Genomic DNA, 14,230 nt, shown 5'->3' with positions numbered 1-14,230 from the left:
ACGAGCGATGGACATGGGGATCGCGGGCCGCTGGGCCCTGGTGTGTGCGGCCAGCAAGGGCCTGGGCAAGGGCTGCGCACAGGCGCTGGCGGCCGAGGGCGTGCACCTGGTGATCACGGCGCGAGGCGCCGAGGCCCTGGAGGCCACTGCGGCCGAGCTGCGCTCGGCATCCCCGGGCATCACGGTGCGCACCGTGGCCGGCGACATCACCACGCCGGAGGGCCGCGCCGCCGCGCTGGCCGCCTGCCCGCAGGTCGACATCCTGGTCAACAACGCCGGCGGACCACCGCCGGGTGACTTCCGTGACTGGGACCGCGCGGCCTGGATCGCGGCGCTGGACGCCAACATGCTGACCCCGATCGAGCTGATCAAGGCGGTGGTCGACGGCATGGCCGAGCGCGGCTTCGGGCGCATCGTCAACATCACCTCGGGCGCGGTGAAGGCGCCGATCGACATCCTGGGCCTGTCCAACGGCGCGCGCAGCGGCCTGACCGGTTTCATCGCCGGCCTGTCGCGCCAGCCGCGCCTGGCCAGCCGCAACGTCACCATCAACAACCTGCTGCCCGGCGCGTTCGACACCGACCGCCTGCGCAAGACGATGGAAGGTGCCGCGGCCAAGAGCGGCCAGCCGCTGGAGGCGGTGATGGATCAGCGCCGCCAGGTCGCGCCCGCGCGGCGCTTCGGCACGCCCGCCGAGTTCGGTGCGCTGTGCGCCTACGTCTGCAGCGCGCAGGCCGGCTTCCTCACCGGCCAGAACCTGCTGATCGACGGCGGCGCCTACCCGGGCAGCTTCTAGTCGAGGGGGGGCAGCCGGTGACGGGCGCGGGCGCGGCTGCAGGCCTCGTCGCCACGGCCCAGCGGCGCCAGCAGGCCGAATTCGCGGCAGGGCGACGGCCGCCACTCGTAGATGCCGCAGTGGGCCTGCACGCCCACCGTGCCCACCAGGGCCGCGCAGCGCGGCTGGGCGTGGTCGGTGCCGCGCATGCGGCAGGTGCCGTCGGTGACCTCGACCGTCAGGCCGTCGGGCACGCGGCCGAAGCGGCTGTCCAGCTCCTCCACCGAGAAGTCCACCCGGAAGGCGGCGCAGCAGGCGCCGCAGCGGACGCAGGGGTTGTCGGCCTCGGCCACGTCAGAAGGGGACGTAGTCGTCGTCGGCCGGCGTCTCGGCGCGCACCACGGTGACGGTGCAGTCCGACTCGGCCACCACCTGCGAGGACACGCTGCCCAGGTAGCGGCGCAGCGCCGACTGGCCGCGCGCACCCATCACGATGTGGTCGACGTGGTTGCGCTTGGCGAAGTCGATGATGGCCGCCGCCGGGTCCGGCGCTTCCAGCACATGGAAGGTCAGCCGGCCGTCGTCCAGGTTCAGCGACTTGCTGATCGGCCGTGCCCAGTGCTTGAGGTTGACCAGCTGCTTGACGTGCACGCTGCGGCCTTCGGCGTCGACCAGCTCGTCCATGCCGATGCGCGCGGTCTTCATCACGCTGACGCAGGCCAGGCGCGCGCCGGGCTCGGTCAGCACGATGCGGCGCACGGTCTCGCGCAGCTGCTCGAGCAGCTGGCTCGAGGCCGAGTCGATGTCCACCGCGGCCATGATGATCGGGCTCTTCTTGACCAGCTCGGACGCGCTGACCGCGCGGTTGTCGGGCTCGCTGCCCAGCGCGAAGAACCAGCGCTTCATGCGCTTGAAGGCGCTGGACTGCTGCAGGCGCTCGGCGCGCCGCGTCAGCGCGATCTGCGTGGGGTTCTGCAGGTCGAGTGACAGCTGCGCGGCGCTCTGGTAGCGGTGCTCGGGCTTGACCTCCAGGCACTTCAGGATCAGCTCCTGCAGCCAGGGCGGACAGTCGCTGCGCAGCGCGCGCGGCGGCACCGGGTCTACGTACAGCCGCTTGCGCAGGCCGCTGACCGAGGTGGGGGCGCCGAAGGGGCGCTCGCCGGTGGTGAAGTGGTAGAGCATCACGCCCAGCGCGAAGATGTCGCTGCGCGGGTCGTTGCGGACGAACTGCACCTGCTCGGGCGACATGTAGGGCCCGGTGCCCATGGGCAGCGTGAACTCCTCGTCCAGCAGGTCGGGCAGGTGGTCGTGGCGCGACAGGCCGAAGTCGACCAGCACCGCGGTGCCGTCGGGGCGGAACAGGATGTTGCTGGGCTTGATGTCCAGGTGCACCACGTTCTGCCGGTGCAGCTCGTGCAGCGCCTGTGCCACGCGCGAGCCGATCTCGACCACCTCGTCCAGCGCCAGCGGCGCCTGGTCCAGGCGCGGGCGCAGGGTCTCGCCCGGGATGTGCTCCATGACGATGTGGGGCTGGCGCGTGAAGTCGCCCTTGGCGACGAACTTCGGCACGTGCGGCCCCGAGAGCATCGGCATGATCATGCGCTCGACCTCGAAGCCGACGATCGTGGCCGGGTCTTCGCCGCCCTTGATGCGCGGCACCTTCATGATCAGCGGAAGCGGCGGGTTGTCGGCCAGCGGCCGGCCCTGGTCGTCGACGCGCTGCACGCGCCACAGCGTGGCCATGCCGCCCTGGTGCAGACGCTCTTCGAGGCGGAAGCCGTCGATGACCTCGCCCACCTGCAGTACACGTTGCCCGGCATCCGGCGCCGGCCCCTTGCCGCCGGCGAAGCTGCTGCTACTGTCCATGGGCCAGGCGGTCGGCAAGGCGCTCCGGCAGGCCGGCGGCGCGGATCTTGGCGGCCGCCAGTTCGTGGTCGTAGGGCACGCGCTGGAAGCTCAGGGTCTGCTCGCGCAGGTCGAACATCGCGTAGCAGGCGGCCGGGTTGCCGTCACGCGGCTGACCGGCCGAGCCGGGCACGATCAGCCACTGGCGGTGCGGCGGCACCGGAATCGGCACGCCGGGCGTGGGCACGAAGTCGCCCGCCTTGCCGGTGCCCGACAGGTGGAACAGCTTGGGCTCGTGCATGTGGCCGCAGAAGGTGTAGTGGCAGGTCGTGGCATGCAGGCTGCGCACCGCCTCGATCCGGCCCTGGATGTACTCCCACTCGGCCGGCGCAAAGGCGTTGGCGTGCACGAAGAGCATGTCACCCTCGGTGTGCGACATCGGCCGCTCGGCCAGGAAGGCCAGTTGGGCGGGCGTGAGCTGCGCGCGGGTCCACTCCACCACCTGGCGGGCGTCCGGCCGCATGTTGGGCGAGATTTCCTGCACGCAGCCGGCATCGTGGTTGCCGTTGACGGCGATCGCGCCAGCGGCCACGTACTCGCGCACGGTGTCGACCACCCAGCCGGGATCGGCGCCGTAGCCGACATAGTCGCCCAGGAATGCGTAGCGCTGCGCGCCGGCGGCCTTGGCATGGTCCAGCACCGCCTGCACCGCCTCGCGGTTGGCATGCAGGTCAGTGATCAGGGCGAGTTTCATCGTTGTGAACCCTTGTTGTCTCCTGCGGGGAGCTTGCGCCGGGCGCCTGACAGGACGCTGATCGCTCGCTTGCCCCAGATCAAGGGCAGGCCAATGCGTCAGCCGATCCGGCCGAGCAGAAGGTACGCCATGAGTGCCTTCTGCACGTGCATTCGATTTTGGCTACGGCTCACGTCCGCTGCGCGGACATGACCCTGCGCCGAAACAGGCTGCCGGCCCTGGCGGGCCGCCGGCCCGGCCTTCAGCCGATCCGGCCGAGCAGAAGGTACTCCATGAGCATTCGATTTTGGCTACGGCTCACGTCCGCTGCGCGGACATGACCCTGCGCCGAAACAGGCTGCCGGCCCTGGCGGGCCGCCGGCCCGGCCTTCAGCCGATCCGGCCGAGCAGAAGGTACTCCATGAGTGCCTTCTGCACGTGCATCCTGTTTTCTGCCTCATCCCAGACCACCGACTGCGGCCCGTCGATCACCTCGGCGGTGACCTCCTCGCCGCGGTGGGCCGGCAGGCAGTGCATGAACAGGGCGTCGGGCTGGGCCACGACCATCATGTCGGCGTCGACGCACCAGTCGGCGAAGGCCTTGATGCGGGCTTCGTTCTCGGCCTCGTAGCCCATGCTGGTCCAGACGTCGGTGGTCACCAGGTGGGCGCCGCGGCAGGCTTCCAGCGGGTCCTTGAAGACCTTGTAGCAGTCGCGCTGGCTGATGCCGGCCACGGCCGGGTCCACCTCGTAGCCGCCGGGCGTGCTGACGTGCACCGTGAAGCCCAGGATCTCGGCGGCCTGCAGCCAGGTGTTGGCCATGTTGTTGCCATCACCCACCCAGGTCACGACCTTGCCCTTGAGGCTGTCCAGGTCGTAGCCCCGGGCGCCCACCGGAGCGCGGTGCTCCAGGTAGGTGAACAGGTCGGCCAGGATCTGGCAGGGGTGGAACTCGTTGGTCAGGCCGTTGATCACCGGCACCCGCGAGTGCGCGGCGAAGCGCTCGATCTTGGTCTGCTCGTAGGTGCGGATCATCACGATGTCGACCATGCGGCTGATCACGCGCGCGCTGTCCTCGATCGGCTCGGCGCGGCCCAGCTGGCTGTCGCCGGTGGTCAGGTGCACCACCGAGCCGCCCATCTGGTACATGCCGGCCTCGAAGCTGACACGCGTGCGGGTGCTGGCCTTCTCGAAGATCATCGCCAGCGTGCGGTCGGCCAGCGGCTGGTATTTCTCGTAGTTCTTGAAGCGGCTCTTGATGATGCGGGCGCGCTCGAACAGGTAGGCGTATTCCTCGGCCCGGAAATCCTTGAACTGCAGGTAGTGCTTCATCAGCGTGTCTCCCGGCTTCATGCCGCGGCCTCGGACAGGAAGGTCTTGATCACCGGCACCAGCAGGCTGACGATCTCGTCGGCCTCGTCCTGGGTCAGGATCAGCGGCGGCACCAGACGCACCACGGTGTCGGCGGTGACCGACAGCAGCAGCCCGGCCTGCATCGCGCGGGTCAGGATGGCGCCGCAGGGGCGGGCCAGCTCGATGCCCAGCATCAGGCCCTCGCCGCGCACTTCCTTGACGCCGTCCACGCCCGCCAACTCGCGCTGCAGCGCGGCCTTCAGGTGGGCGCCCACCGCGGCGGCATTGGCCATCACGCCGTCTTCTTCCATGATCTTCAGCGTGGCGATGCCGGCGCGCATCGACAGCGGGTTGCCGCCGAAGGTGGTGCCATGATTGCCCGGGCCGAAGACATTCAGCGCCTTGGGTCCGACGACCACGGCGCCGATCGGCACGCCCGAGCCCAGGCCCTTGGCCAGCGGCATCACGTCGGGGACGATGCCGGCCCACTGGTGGGCGAACCACTTGCCGGTGCGGCCGATGCCGCACTGCACCTCGTCGAGCATCAGCAGCCAGCCGTTGGCATCGCACAGCGCGCGCACCTCGCGCAGGTAGTCCCAGCGCGCCGGGTTGATGCCGCCTTCACCCTGGATGGTCTCCAGGAAGACCGCGGTGATGTTGCGGTTGGCGCTGTGGGCGCGCAGCGCCTCGATGTCGTTGAAGGGCACGCGGATGAAGCCCTCGACCAGCGGCCCGAAGCCTTCCTGCACCTTGGGGTTGCCGGTGGCGCTGAGGGTGGCGATCGAGCGGCCATGGAAGGCCTTCTCGAAGACGATCACCCCAGGGCGCTCGATGCCACGGTCATGGCCGGCCTTGCGGGCGATCTTCAGCGCGGCCTCGTTGGCCTCCAGGCCGGTCGAGCAGAAGAAGGCCGCCGACAGGCCCGACAGTTCCGCCAGCTTGGCGCCCAGCGCCTCCTGCAGCGGGTTCTCGTAGTAGTTGCTGCAGTGGATGAGCTTGCCCATCTGGTCGGTCAGCTCGGCCAGCAGCTTGGGGTGGGCATGGCCCAGGGTGTTGACGGCGATGCCGCCCAGGCCGTCCAGGTAGCGTCGGCCTTCGGTGTCCCAGACGCGGCAGCCTCGGCCGTGCGACAGCGCGATCGGCAGCCGGCCATAGGTGTTCATCACGTGGGGCATCGAGGCGGTCATCCCTTGGACTCCAGTCGAAATCGGTGAAGGAAACAGGTTCGGGAAAAGAAAAGGGCCGGCAGCGCCTCATTTCACGCACCGGCCCACTGCAATTCTAAAGCCCGCACCCGAACAGGGCGACAAACCCGAAAGACCGCACTGGAGTCGCCATGCATGCTGCGTTGCAACACGATCGGGGCACAATACGTGCTTCTCTTCCGCATCCTGAAAACAAACGGCATCTCGCGACAGCGCCATGCCAGCTTGTTCCCGTACGCTCGTCGCTGCCGCCGATTCCTGAGCCCATGTCCGTCACCAAGCCCCGCGAGTTCTTCATCCAAGGCATCACGCTGGAAGGACGGACCTTCCGTCCCAGTGACTGGGCCGAGCGCCTGGCCGGTGCGATGTCGTGCTTCCGCCCGGGGGGCGGCGCGGGCGGCATTGGCGCCTTCATCGGCTACTCGCCGTACTGCGTGCCGCGGGTGATCAACGGCGTGAAGTGCGTGATCGTCAACGAGGCGCTGCGCGACCTCGAACCCATGGCCTGGGACTTCGTGATGAACTTTGCCAAGGACAACCACCTGCAGGTGTCCGAGGCATGCCTGCTGCCCGACCCGCCGTCGGCCTGAGGCCTGCGCCGCGGATGCCACAGTCCGTGGCGTGGCTTGGGTGGGCTGGTGGCGACTGCCAGGAAACTCAGCCTGGCGCTGCCCAAGAACATCAGCCCCGCCCTGCGGCCCCCACCCCACAGGCCATGGGGTACAGGGCGCCAAAGAACAAGGGCCCCGCACGTCGGGGCCCGCCATGAAAAAGGCCCCGCAGTGCGGGGCCTTTGTCTTCCACCTGGAGAGGGTTGTCAGGCGGCGAGCGCCTTGATCTTGGCGGACAGGCGGCTCTTGTGACGAGCGGCCTTGTTCTTGTGGAAGATGCCCTTGTCGGCGATCGAGTCGATCACGCTCTGGGCGGTCTTGAACAGGTCGGTGGCCTGGCCCTTGTCGCCAGCGGCGACGGCCTTGAGCACGTTCTTGATCGAGGTGCGGAACTTCGAACGCAGCGAGGTGTTGGCGGCGTTCAGGTTGACGTCCTGGCGAGCGCGCTTGCGGCCCGACGCGAGACGAACGGTCTTCTTCTTGGCTTTGGAGGAAGTGGCCATTGCTTGAAATTGGGTCCAGGTGGATAAAGACTATCGAGTATAGCATTTTCCTGGTCCAGCTGGCAAGGTGGCCGCCGGTGGGTCCCTATAATCGGTCGGCTGTGCCCTGGCATGGCTGCCGCGTGAGCGGGCGGCCCACCGCATGAACCTGCTCAAGGCGGCCACCACCGTCTCCCTCTGGACCCTGTTGTCGCGCATCACCGGCCTGGTGCGCGAGCAGCTCGTGGCGCACGCCTTCGGCGCCAGCGCGATGACCGATGCGTTCAACATCGCGTTCCGCATTCCCAACCTGCTGCGGCGGCTGTTTGCCGAAGGGGCCTTCTCGGCCGCCTTCGTGCCCATCCTGGCCGCCAGCCGCGAAACCGACGGCGACGAGGCCACGCGCCGCCTGATCGACGCCGTCGCCACCATGCTGGCGTGGGCGCTGCTGCTGACCTGCGCCGTGGGCGTGGCGGGGGCGCCGGTGATCGTCTGGCTGTTCGGCGCCGGCCTGGAAGAGCTGGACCTGGCGGTGCTGATGACCCGCTGGATGTTCCCCTACATCGGCTTCATGTCGATGGTGGCGCTGGCGGCCGGCATCCTCAACACCTGGAAACGCTTCGTGGTGCCGGCGGCCACGCCGGTGCTGCTGAACCTGTCGGTGATCGCCTGCGCCTGGGGCCTGACGCCGCTGCTGCAGGCCCAGGGCATCCGCCCGATCCACGCACTGTCGGTGGGCGTGGTGCTGGGCGGCGTGCTGCAGTTGGCGGTGCAGGTGCCGGCGCTGGCGCGCATCGGCTGCCTGCCGCACATCGGCCTGACACCGGCGGGCCTGAAGCGTGCGTGGCAACACCCGGGCGTGCACCGCGTGCTGTCCCAGATGGCGCCGGCGCTGCTGGGCGTGTCGGTGGCGCAGATCTCGCTGCTGATCAACAGCCAGATCGCCTCGCACCTGGGGGCGGGGGCGGTGTCCTGGCTCACCTACGCCGACCGGCTGATGGAGTTCCCGACCGCGCTGCTGGGCGTGGCGCTGGGCGTGGTGCTCACACCGGGTCTGTCGGCGCTGAAGGCCCGCGGCGACGCCCAGGGCTACTCGGGCCACCTGGACTGGGGCCTGCGTCTGGCGCTGATGCTGGCCTGGCCCTGCGCGCTGGCGATGCTGGTGTTCGGCCTGCCGCTGATGGCGGTGCTGTTCCACCACGGTGCCTTCGACGAGCGGGCGCTGCGCATGAGCACGCTGGCGGTGCAGGGCTACGGCGTGGGCCTGATCGGCCTGATCGGCGTGAAGGTGCTGGCGCCGGGCTTCTACGCCCAGCAGGACATCCGCACGCCGGTGCGCATTGCCATCGTCGTGCTGGTGCTCACCCAGGTGATGAACGCCGCCTTCGTGCCCTGGCTGGGGCACGCCGGCCTGGCGCTGGCCACCAGCCTGGGGGCGATGGGCAATGCGGCCTGGCTGCTGCGCGGGCTGCGCGCGCGCGGCATCTACATGCCGGAGCCCGGCTGGGGGGGATTCATCCTGCGGGTGATGGCCGCCTCGGCGGTGCTGGCCGGCTGGCTGGGCTGGGTGGCCTGGCGCCTGGACTGGGTGGCGCTGCAGGCGCATTGGCTGCAGCGCGCCGGCCTGCTGTTCGGTGCGCTGGCGGTGGCGGCGCTGCTGTACTTCGGCATGCTGCGCGTGCTGGGCCTGAACCTGCGGCAGTTCGCCCGCCGAGGCTGAGCGTCATGACCCAGACGCCGCGCTTCGCGCCGGCCAGTCCGCTGGACTATTTCTCGGCACTGGTGGCGGAAGGGGCCGATGTCGCGCTGCTGGAGGCCGCGATCCTGCTGGCCCAGGACGACCACCCGGCGCTGGACGTGCAGGGCGTGCTCGACGAGATCGACCAGCTCGCCCAGCGCCTGCGCCAGCGACTGCCCGCCGATGCGCCGCCGACCCACCGGCTGCGCATGCTCAACCGCTACTTCTTCCGCGAACTGGGCTTTGCCGGCAACGTCAACGACTACCACCATGCCGACAACAGCTACCTGCACCGGGTGCTGCAGACGCGCCTGGGCATTCCCATCTCGCTGGCCCTGCTCTACATCGAGATCGCCCAGCAGATCGGCCTGACGGCGCGGGGCATCTCGTTCCCCGGCCACTTCCTGGTCAAGCTGCGGCTGCCGGCCGGCGAGGTGGTGGTCGACCCCTTCACCGGCGAATCGCTCTCGCGCGAGCGCCTGGCGCAGCGCCTGGAGCCCTGGCGCCAGCAGCTGGGCCTGCCGGGCGATGACGAGCTGCCGCTGGGCCTGTTCCTGCAGGCGGCCGAGCCGCGCGAGGTGCTGGCGCGCATGCTGCGCAACCTCAAGTCAGTGCATGAACGCCAGGGTGACCTGCGGCGCCAGCTGGCGGTGCAGCAGCGCCTGGTGCGGCTGTTGCCGGGCGACTGGGACGAGCGCCGCGACCGCGGCCTGCTGCTGGCCGAGCTGGGCCGCCCGGCCGAGGCGCTGGTCGACCTGCAGACCTGCCTGGACCAGCGCCCCGACGGCCCGCAGGCCGAGCTGCTGCGCCAGCGCATGGCCGAGCTGCGCGGACGCCCCCCCGCCTGAGCGGCGTGGACGGTCGCCGTACAATCGCGCAGCGTGTTGCGGGACGCCCCCCACGGGCCGCGCGGCTGGCCGGCCCCGACACCGTGACCCGCACCGCCCCGCCGCCGCCAGCGTTCCTGCCGGGACGCGCGTGCCGCCGATCCCTGTACCGATGAACCTATCCCCCGCCCAGAGACAGTCGCTGAGCTGGCTGCTGATCGCCGCAGTCGTGCTGGTGCTGCTGTGGCTGCTCGCGCCCGTGCTGATGCCCTTCCTGATCGCGGCGGTGCTGGCCTATGCGCTGCAGCCGCTGACCGAGGCGCTGGCCCGGCGCGGCTGGCCGCGTTCGCTGGCGGCCACGCTGGCGGTGCTGCTGGCGGTGGTGTCGGTGCTGGCGATGGCGCTGCTGGTGGTGCCCATCATCGCCCGCGAACTGCCCATCCTGCGCGAGCAGATCCCGCGCGGTGCCGAGTGGGCCAACCAGGTGCTGGCGCCGGCGCTGGCCAGGCTGGGCATCGAGGTGCGCCTGGATGTGGCCGGCATCAAGGACATGGTGCTCAAGGGCCTTGGCGGCAACCTCGAGGATGGCCTGGCGGCGTTGCTCAGCTCGGCGCGCCTGGGCGGCAGCGTGGTGCTGACCGTGCTGGGCAACCTGGTGCTGGTGCCGCTGGTGCTGTTCTACCTGCTGCTGGACTGGCCGCAGATGATGGAGCGGCTGCGCCGGCTGGTGCCGCCGCGCATGCGTGCCTCGGTGGACAGCTTCCTGGGCGAGTGCGACGAGCTGCTGGGCCAGTACCTGCGCGGCCAGCTGATGGTGATGCTGGTGCTGTCGGTCTGGTATGCCGGTGCGCTGGCGCTGGCCGGTTTCGAGCTTGCGCTGCCGGTGGGCGTGTTCACCGGCCTGCTGGTCTTCATTCCCTACCTGGGCTTCGGCCTGGGCCTGGTGCTGGCGCTGCTGAGCGCGGTGCTGCAGTTCGGCAGCTGGTACGGCCTGGGCGCGGTGGCCGTGGTCTACGGCCTGGGCCAGATGCTGGAGAGCTTCGTGCTGACGCCGCGCCTGGTGGGTGAGCGCATCGGCCTGAACCCGCTGGCGGTGATCTTCGCGCTGATGGCCTTCGGCCAGCTGTTCGGTTTCGTGGGCGTGCTGGCGGCGCTGCCGCTGTCGGCGGTGGCCCTGGTCGCTGCCCGGCGCGTGCTGGCCGCCTACCTGCAAAGCGAGCTGTACCGCGGATGAAGCAGATCCCGCTGGCCATCGGACTGGGGCCCGAGCCCGGTTTCGACAACTTCGTGACCGGGCCCAATGGGGTGGCCCTGCATGCGCTGACCCAGTGGCGCCAGCCGGGTCCGCCGGTGTTCCTGCACGGGCGGGCCGGCACCGGCAAGTCGCACCTGCTGGCGGCCTGGGCGGCGCGGGTGCGGGGGCAGGGCGGTCAGGTGGCCTGGTTCCACGCCAGCACACCGCTGCCCTGGACCTTCGACGAGGCCTGGACCCTGGTCGTCATCGACGACGCCCAGGACCTGGACGAGGCGCGCCAGCATGCCGCCTTCACGCTTTTCGTCGAGGCCGCCACCCATGGCACGCAGATGGCCGCCGCCGCCCGCCTGCCGCCCGTGGACCTTCCGCTGCGCGAGGACCTGCGCACGCGCTTCGGCTGGGGCCCGGTGTTCGAGCTGCAGCCACTGGACGAAGCCGCCACCCGAGCGGTACTGCGCCGCGAGGCCGACGCGCGTGGCCTGATGCTGTCCGACGAGGTGATGGACTACCTGCTGACCCGCTTCGAGCGCGACCTGGGCTCGCTGAAAAGCCTGCTGCACCGGCTCGACCGCTTCTCGCTGGCCGAGCGCCGCGCCGTCACCGTTCCCCTGCTCAAGAAGATGCTCACTGAAGGCGAGGTGGCCGCATGAGGCTGGCCCTGTTCGACCTGGATGGCACCCTGCTGCCCACCGATTCCGACCACGCCTTCGGCGAGTTCATGTGCGCCATCGGCTGGACCGACGGCCAGGCCTGGCGCGCGCGCAATCAGCAGTTCTTCGAGCAGTACCAGGCCGGCACGCTGGTGCTGGCCGACTACGTGGACTTCGCCACCTCGGCCTGGCGCCACCGCCCGCTGGCCGACGCCGAGGCCGCGCGCGAGCGCTTCATGCAGGAGGTGATCGGCCCCGCGCTGCGCTTCGAGGCGATCGAGCTGGTGCGCGCCCACCAGCAGGACGGCGACCTGGTGGCGGTGGTCACCGCCACCAACGAATTCGTCACCCGGCCGATCGCCACGGCCTTCGGTGTCGAGACCCTGCTGGCGGTGGAACTGGAGCGCGGCGCCGACGGCCGCGCCACCGGCGCCATCCGCGGCACCCCCACCTTCCGCGAAGGCAAGGTGGCGCGCGTCCAGGCCTGGCTGCACAGCCGGGGCCAGTCCTTCGCCGACTTCGACGACGTGCTGTTCTACAGCGACTCCACCAACGACCTGCCGCTGCTCGAGGCGGTGCCCACCCCGGTGGCCACCAACCCGACGCCGGCCCTGCGTCAGATCGCGCTTGAGCGCGGCTGGCGCATCATCGACCTCTTCGACGCGACATGATCCGCAAATTCATCGACAAGCTGCTGGGCAAGCCCGCAGCGCCGCAGCCCGCCGGCATCCCGCTGGGCAAGCGCCTGGAGATCCCGGCGTCCGAGCATGGCATCGACCCCTCGCTGCTCGACGAGCGCGCGGTGCGCGTGGTCACCACGCTGCAGGACGCGGGCCACGAGGCCTACATCGTCGGTGGCGCGGTGCGCGACCTGCTGGTGGGCCGCCGCCCCAAGGACTTCGACGTCGCCACCAACGCCACGCCCGAGCAGGTCAAGGGCCTGTTCCGCCGCGCCTTCATCATCGGCCGGCGCTTTCGCATCGTCCACGTGATCCATGGCCGCGGCCGCGACCACGAGGTGATCGAGGTCTCCACCTTCCGCGCCTACATGGACGCCAGCGCCGCCGAGCAGGTGGCCGGCAATGAGAAGACCTCCAAGAAGGAGATCGAGAACAAGAGCCACGTCGTCGATGCCGACGGCCGCGTGCTGCGCGACAACGTCTGGGGCCCGCAGATCGAGGACGCCGCGCGCCGCGACTTCACCGTCAACGCGATGTACTACGACCCGAGGCGTCAGCTGGTGGTCGACTACCACCATGGCTTCAAGGACGTGCGTGCGCAGACGCTGCGCATGATCGGCGACCCGGCCACCCGCTACCGCGAAGACCCGGTGCGCATCCTGCGCGTGGTGCGCTTTGCCGCCAAGCTGGGCTTCAAGATCGAGCCCAAGACGCACAAGGCGATCGCCGCCGCCATCCCGCTGCTCGCCAACGTGCCGGCCTCGCGCATGTTCGACGAGATGATCAAGCTGCTGCAGACCGGCCACGCGCTGGCCAGTCTGGAGCAGATCCAGGCCCAGGGCCTGGGCCGGGGTGTCTTCCCGATCCTGGATGCTGCGCTGCTCAACGCCCCGGCCGGCAGCGCGCGCCAGAAGTTCATCCAGCTGGCGCTGGCCGACACCGACCGCCGGGTGGGCGAGGGCAAGGCGGTGGCGCCCAGCTTCATGCTGGCCTGCATGCTGTGGCACGACGTGCAGGCCGGCTGGGCCGAGCGCCGCGCCGCCGGCGAGCACCCGTCGCCGGCGCTGCAGCAGGCGATCGACGCGGTCTTCGACGCCCGCATCGGCGACATCTCCGGCCGCGGCAAGCTGGCCGCCGACATGCGCGACATCTGGATGATGCAGCCGCGCTTCGAGCGCCGCACGCCCAACGGCGCCTTCGGCCTGGTCGAGCAGCCGCGTTTCCGCGCCGGCTTCGATTTCCTGCGCCTGCGCGCCGACGTGGGTGAGATCCCGGCCGAGCTGGCCGAGTGGTGGGAGGATTTCTCGCTGGGCAGCCCGGAGGACCGCGAGGCCCTGCTGGAAGCGGTGCGCGACAGCCAGCACAAGCCGCGCCGCGCGCCCAAGCCGGCCCGGGCGCCAGCGGCCACTGCCCAGGCCCCGCGCGAGGCCGACGCCGATGACGACGGCCCTGAGGCCGGCGCGGAGGGCGGCCCGGACGCCGGCGATGGCCCCGACGAGGGCGGTGACGCCGCCCCGGCGCGCAAGCGCCGCCGGCGCCGCCGCCGCAAGCCCTCGGGCGGGGGCGAGGGCGCGCCGCCCGCCGCGGCCTGAGCGTCGTGACCGAGCTGGCCTACATCGGGCTGGGTGCCAACCTGGGCGATGCCCAGGGCACGCTGCGGCTGGCCTGGCAGGCTCTGACCACGGTGGCGGGGGTCGAGGGCGACGGCCTGTCGGGCCTGTGGCGCAGCGCGCCGGTCGATGCCGGCGGCCCCGACTACGTCAACGCCGTGGGTCGCGTGCGCACCGCGCTGGCGCCGCGCGCGCTGCTGGCGGTGCTGCAGGACATCGAGCAGCGCCACGGCCGCGAACGACCCTACCGCAACGCGCCGCGCACCCTGGACCTGGACCTGCTGCTCTACGGCCAGTTGGTGCAGGACGACCCGGTGCTGACGCTGCCGCACCCGCGGATGCACCAGCGCGCCTTCGTGCTGCGCCCGCTGGCCCAGCTGGCGCCGGAACTGGCGCTGGCGCAGGGCGACTGGCCCACGCTGCTGGCGGCCGTGGCCGATCAGCGTCTCGAACCCCTGTGAGGGCC

The 14,230-nt window shown here is 70.6% G+C and carries 15 protein-coding genes; 9 read left to right on the top strand and 6 right to left on the bottom strand.

From position 1 onward, the window contains the following. The first annotated feature begins 7 nt into the window (after positions 1-7). Entirely contained in the window at positions 8-796 is a 789-nt protein-coding gene (locus tag KAK07_RS21810) for an SDR family oxidoreductase (RefSeq protein ID WP_210863207.1), read from the top strand. On the opposite strand, the gene KAK07_RS21805 is transcribed toward KAK07_RS21810, so the two are convergent. The 5 genes from KAK07_RS21805 to KAK07_RS21785 form a co-directional block, all read right to left on the bottom strand. Beyond that, entirely contained in the window at positions 793-1,128 is a 336-nt protein-coding gene (locus KAK07_RS21805) for a YkgJ family cysteine cluster protein (RefSeq protein ID WP_210863205.1), read from the bottom strand. The two genes, KAK07_RS21810 and KAK07_RS21805, sit on opposite strands and share 4 nt — an antisense overlap. 1 nt (position 1,129) lies before the next feature. Then, on the bottom strand, positions 1,130-2,641 hold the full coding sequence (locus KAK07_RS21800; RefSeq protein WP_210852227.1) for a serine/threonine protein kinase: 1,512 nt from the start codon (positions 2,639-2,641) through the stop codon (positions 1,130-1,132). Further along, positions 2,631-3,374 carry a metallophosphoesterase family protein gene (locus KAK07_RS21795; RefSeq protein ID WP_210852228.1) on the bottom strand — a complete coding sequence of 248 codons (744 nt, stop codon included), beginning with the start codon at positions 3,372-3,374 and terminating at the stop codon, positions 2,631-2,633. The genes KAK07_RS21800 and KAK07_RS21795 overlap by 11 nt, the downstream gene beginning before the upstream one ends. A 369-nt stretch (positions 3,375-3,743) precedes the next feature. Next, positions 3,744-4,706 carry an ornithine carbamoyltransferase gene (gene argF / locus KAK07_RS21790; protein WP_210863203.1) on the bottom strand — a complete coding sequence of 321 codons (963 nt, stop codon included), beginning with the start codon at positions 4,704-4,706 and terminating at the stop codon, positions 3,744-3,746. Next, positions 4,703-5,893, bottom strand: coding sequence for an aspartate aminotransferase family protein (locus KAK07_RS21785; protein WP_210863201.1), 1,191 nt, complete (start codon positions 5,891-5,893; stop codon positions 4,703-4,705). The genes argF and KAK07_RS21785 overlap by 4 nt, the downstream gene beginning before the upstream one ends. A gap of 284 nt (positions 5,894-6,177) precedes the next feature. On the opposite strand from KAK07_RS21785, the gene KAK07_RS21780 reads away from it, so the two are divergent. Continuing rightward, a complete protein-coding gene (locus tag KAK07_RS21780) occupies positions 6,178-6,501 on the top strand; it encodes a DUF3579 domain-containing protein (protein ID WP_210856505.1) in 324 nt (107 codons plus the stop codon). Between the two features lie 227 nt (positions 6,502-6,728). On the opposite strand, the gene rpsT is transcribed toward KAK07_RS21780, so the two are convergent. Beyond that, entirely contained in the window at positions 6,729-7,025 is a 297-nt protein-coding gene (gene rpsT / locus KAK07_RS21775) for a 30S ribosomal protein S20 (protein WP_210803417.1), read from the bottom strand. 142 nt (positions 7,026-7,167) lie between these two features. Here rpsT and murJ point away from each other — a divergent pair, with 142 nt between their 5' ends. The 7 genes from murJ (at position 7,168) to folK (ending at position 14,225) form a co-directional block, all read left to right on the top strand. Next, positions 7,168-8,724: a murein biosynthesis integral membrane protein MurJ gene (gene murJ, locus KAK07_RS21770; protein ID WP_210863199.1), complete on the top strand. Its 1,557-nt coding sequence runs from the start codon at positions 7,168-7,170 to the stop codon at positions 8,722-8,724. Positions 8,725-8,729: 5 nt separating this feature from the next. Continuing rightward, positions 8,730-9,590, top strand: a complete 861-nt coding sequence (locus tag KAK07_RS21765) for a SirB1 family protein (RefSeq protein WP_210863197.1) — start codon at positions 8,730-8,732, stop codon at positions 9,588-9,590. A gap of 151 nt (positions 9,591-9,741) precedes the next feature. Then, on the top strand, positions 9,742-10,803 hold the full coding sequence (locus KAK07_RS21760; RefSeq protein WP_210856508.1) for an AI-2E family transporter: 1,062 nt from the start codon (positions 9,742-9,744) through the stop codon (positions 10,801-10,803). Further along, positions 10,800-11,474 carry a DnaA regulatory inactivator Hda gene (gene hda, locus KAK07_RS21755; protein WP_210856509.1) on the top strand — a complete coding sequence of 225 codons (675 nt, stop codon included), beginning with the start codon at positions 10,800-10,802 and terminating at the stop codon, positions 11,472-11,474. Before KAK07_RS21760 ends, hda begins: the two co-directional genes overlap by 4 nt. Further along, complete coding sequence (locus KAK07_RS21750; protein WP_210856510.1) at positions 11,471-12,145, top strand: histidinol-phosphatase; 675 nt, start codon at positions 11,471-11,473, stop codon at positions 12,143-12,145. The genes hda and KAK07_RS21750 overlap by 4 nt, the downstream gene beginning before the upstream one ends. After that, positions 12,142-13,746, top strand: coding sequence for a polynucleotide adenylyltransferase PcnB (pcnB, locus tag KAK07_RS21745; RefSeq protein WP_210856511.1), 1,605 nt, complete (start codon positions 12,142-12,144; stop codon positions 13,744-13,746). The genes KAK07_RS21750 and pcnB overlap by 4 nt, the downstream gene beginning before the upstream one ends. Further along, positions 13,743-14,225: a 2-amino-4-hydroxy-6-hydroxymethyldihydropteridine diphosphokinase gene (gene folK, locus KAK07_RS21740; RefSeq protein WP_375140992.1), complete on the top strand. Its 483-nt coding sequence runs from the start codon at positions 13,743-13,745 to the stop codon at positions 14,223-14,225. The genes pcnB and folK overlap by 4 nt, the downstream gene beginning before the upstream one ends. The last annotated feature ends 5 nt before the right edge of the window (positions 14,226-14,230 follow it).

The organism is Ideonella alba, from assembly GCF_018069875.1.
Classification (GTDB): domain Bacteria; phylum Pseudomonadota; class Gammaproteobacteria; order Burkholderiales; family Burkholderiaceae_C; genus Ideonella; species Ideonella alba.
The sequence above is the reverse complement of the archived record's forward strand: the minus strand, read 5'-3'. Positions and strand labels throughout refer to the sequence as shown.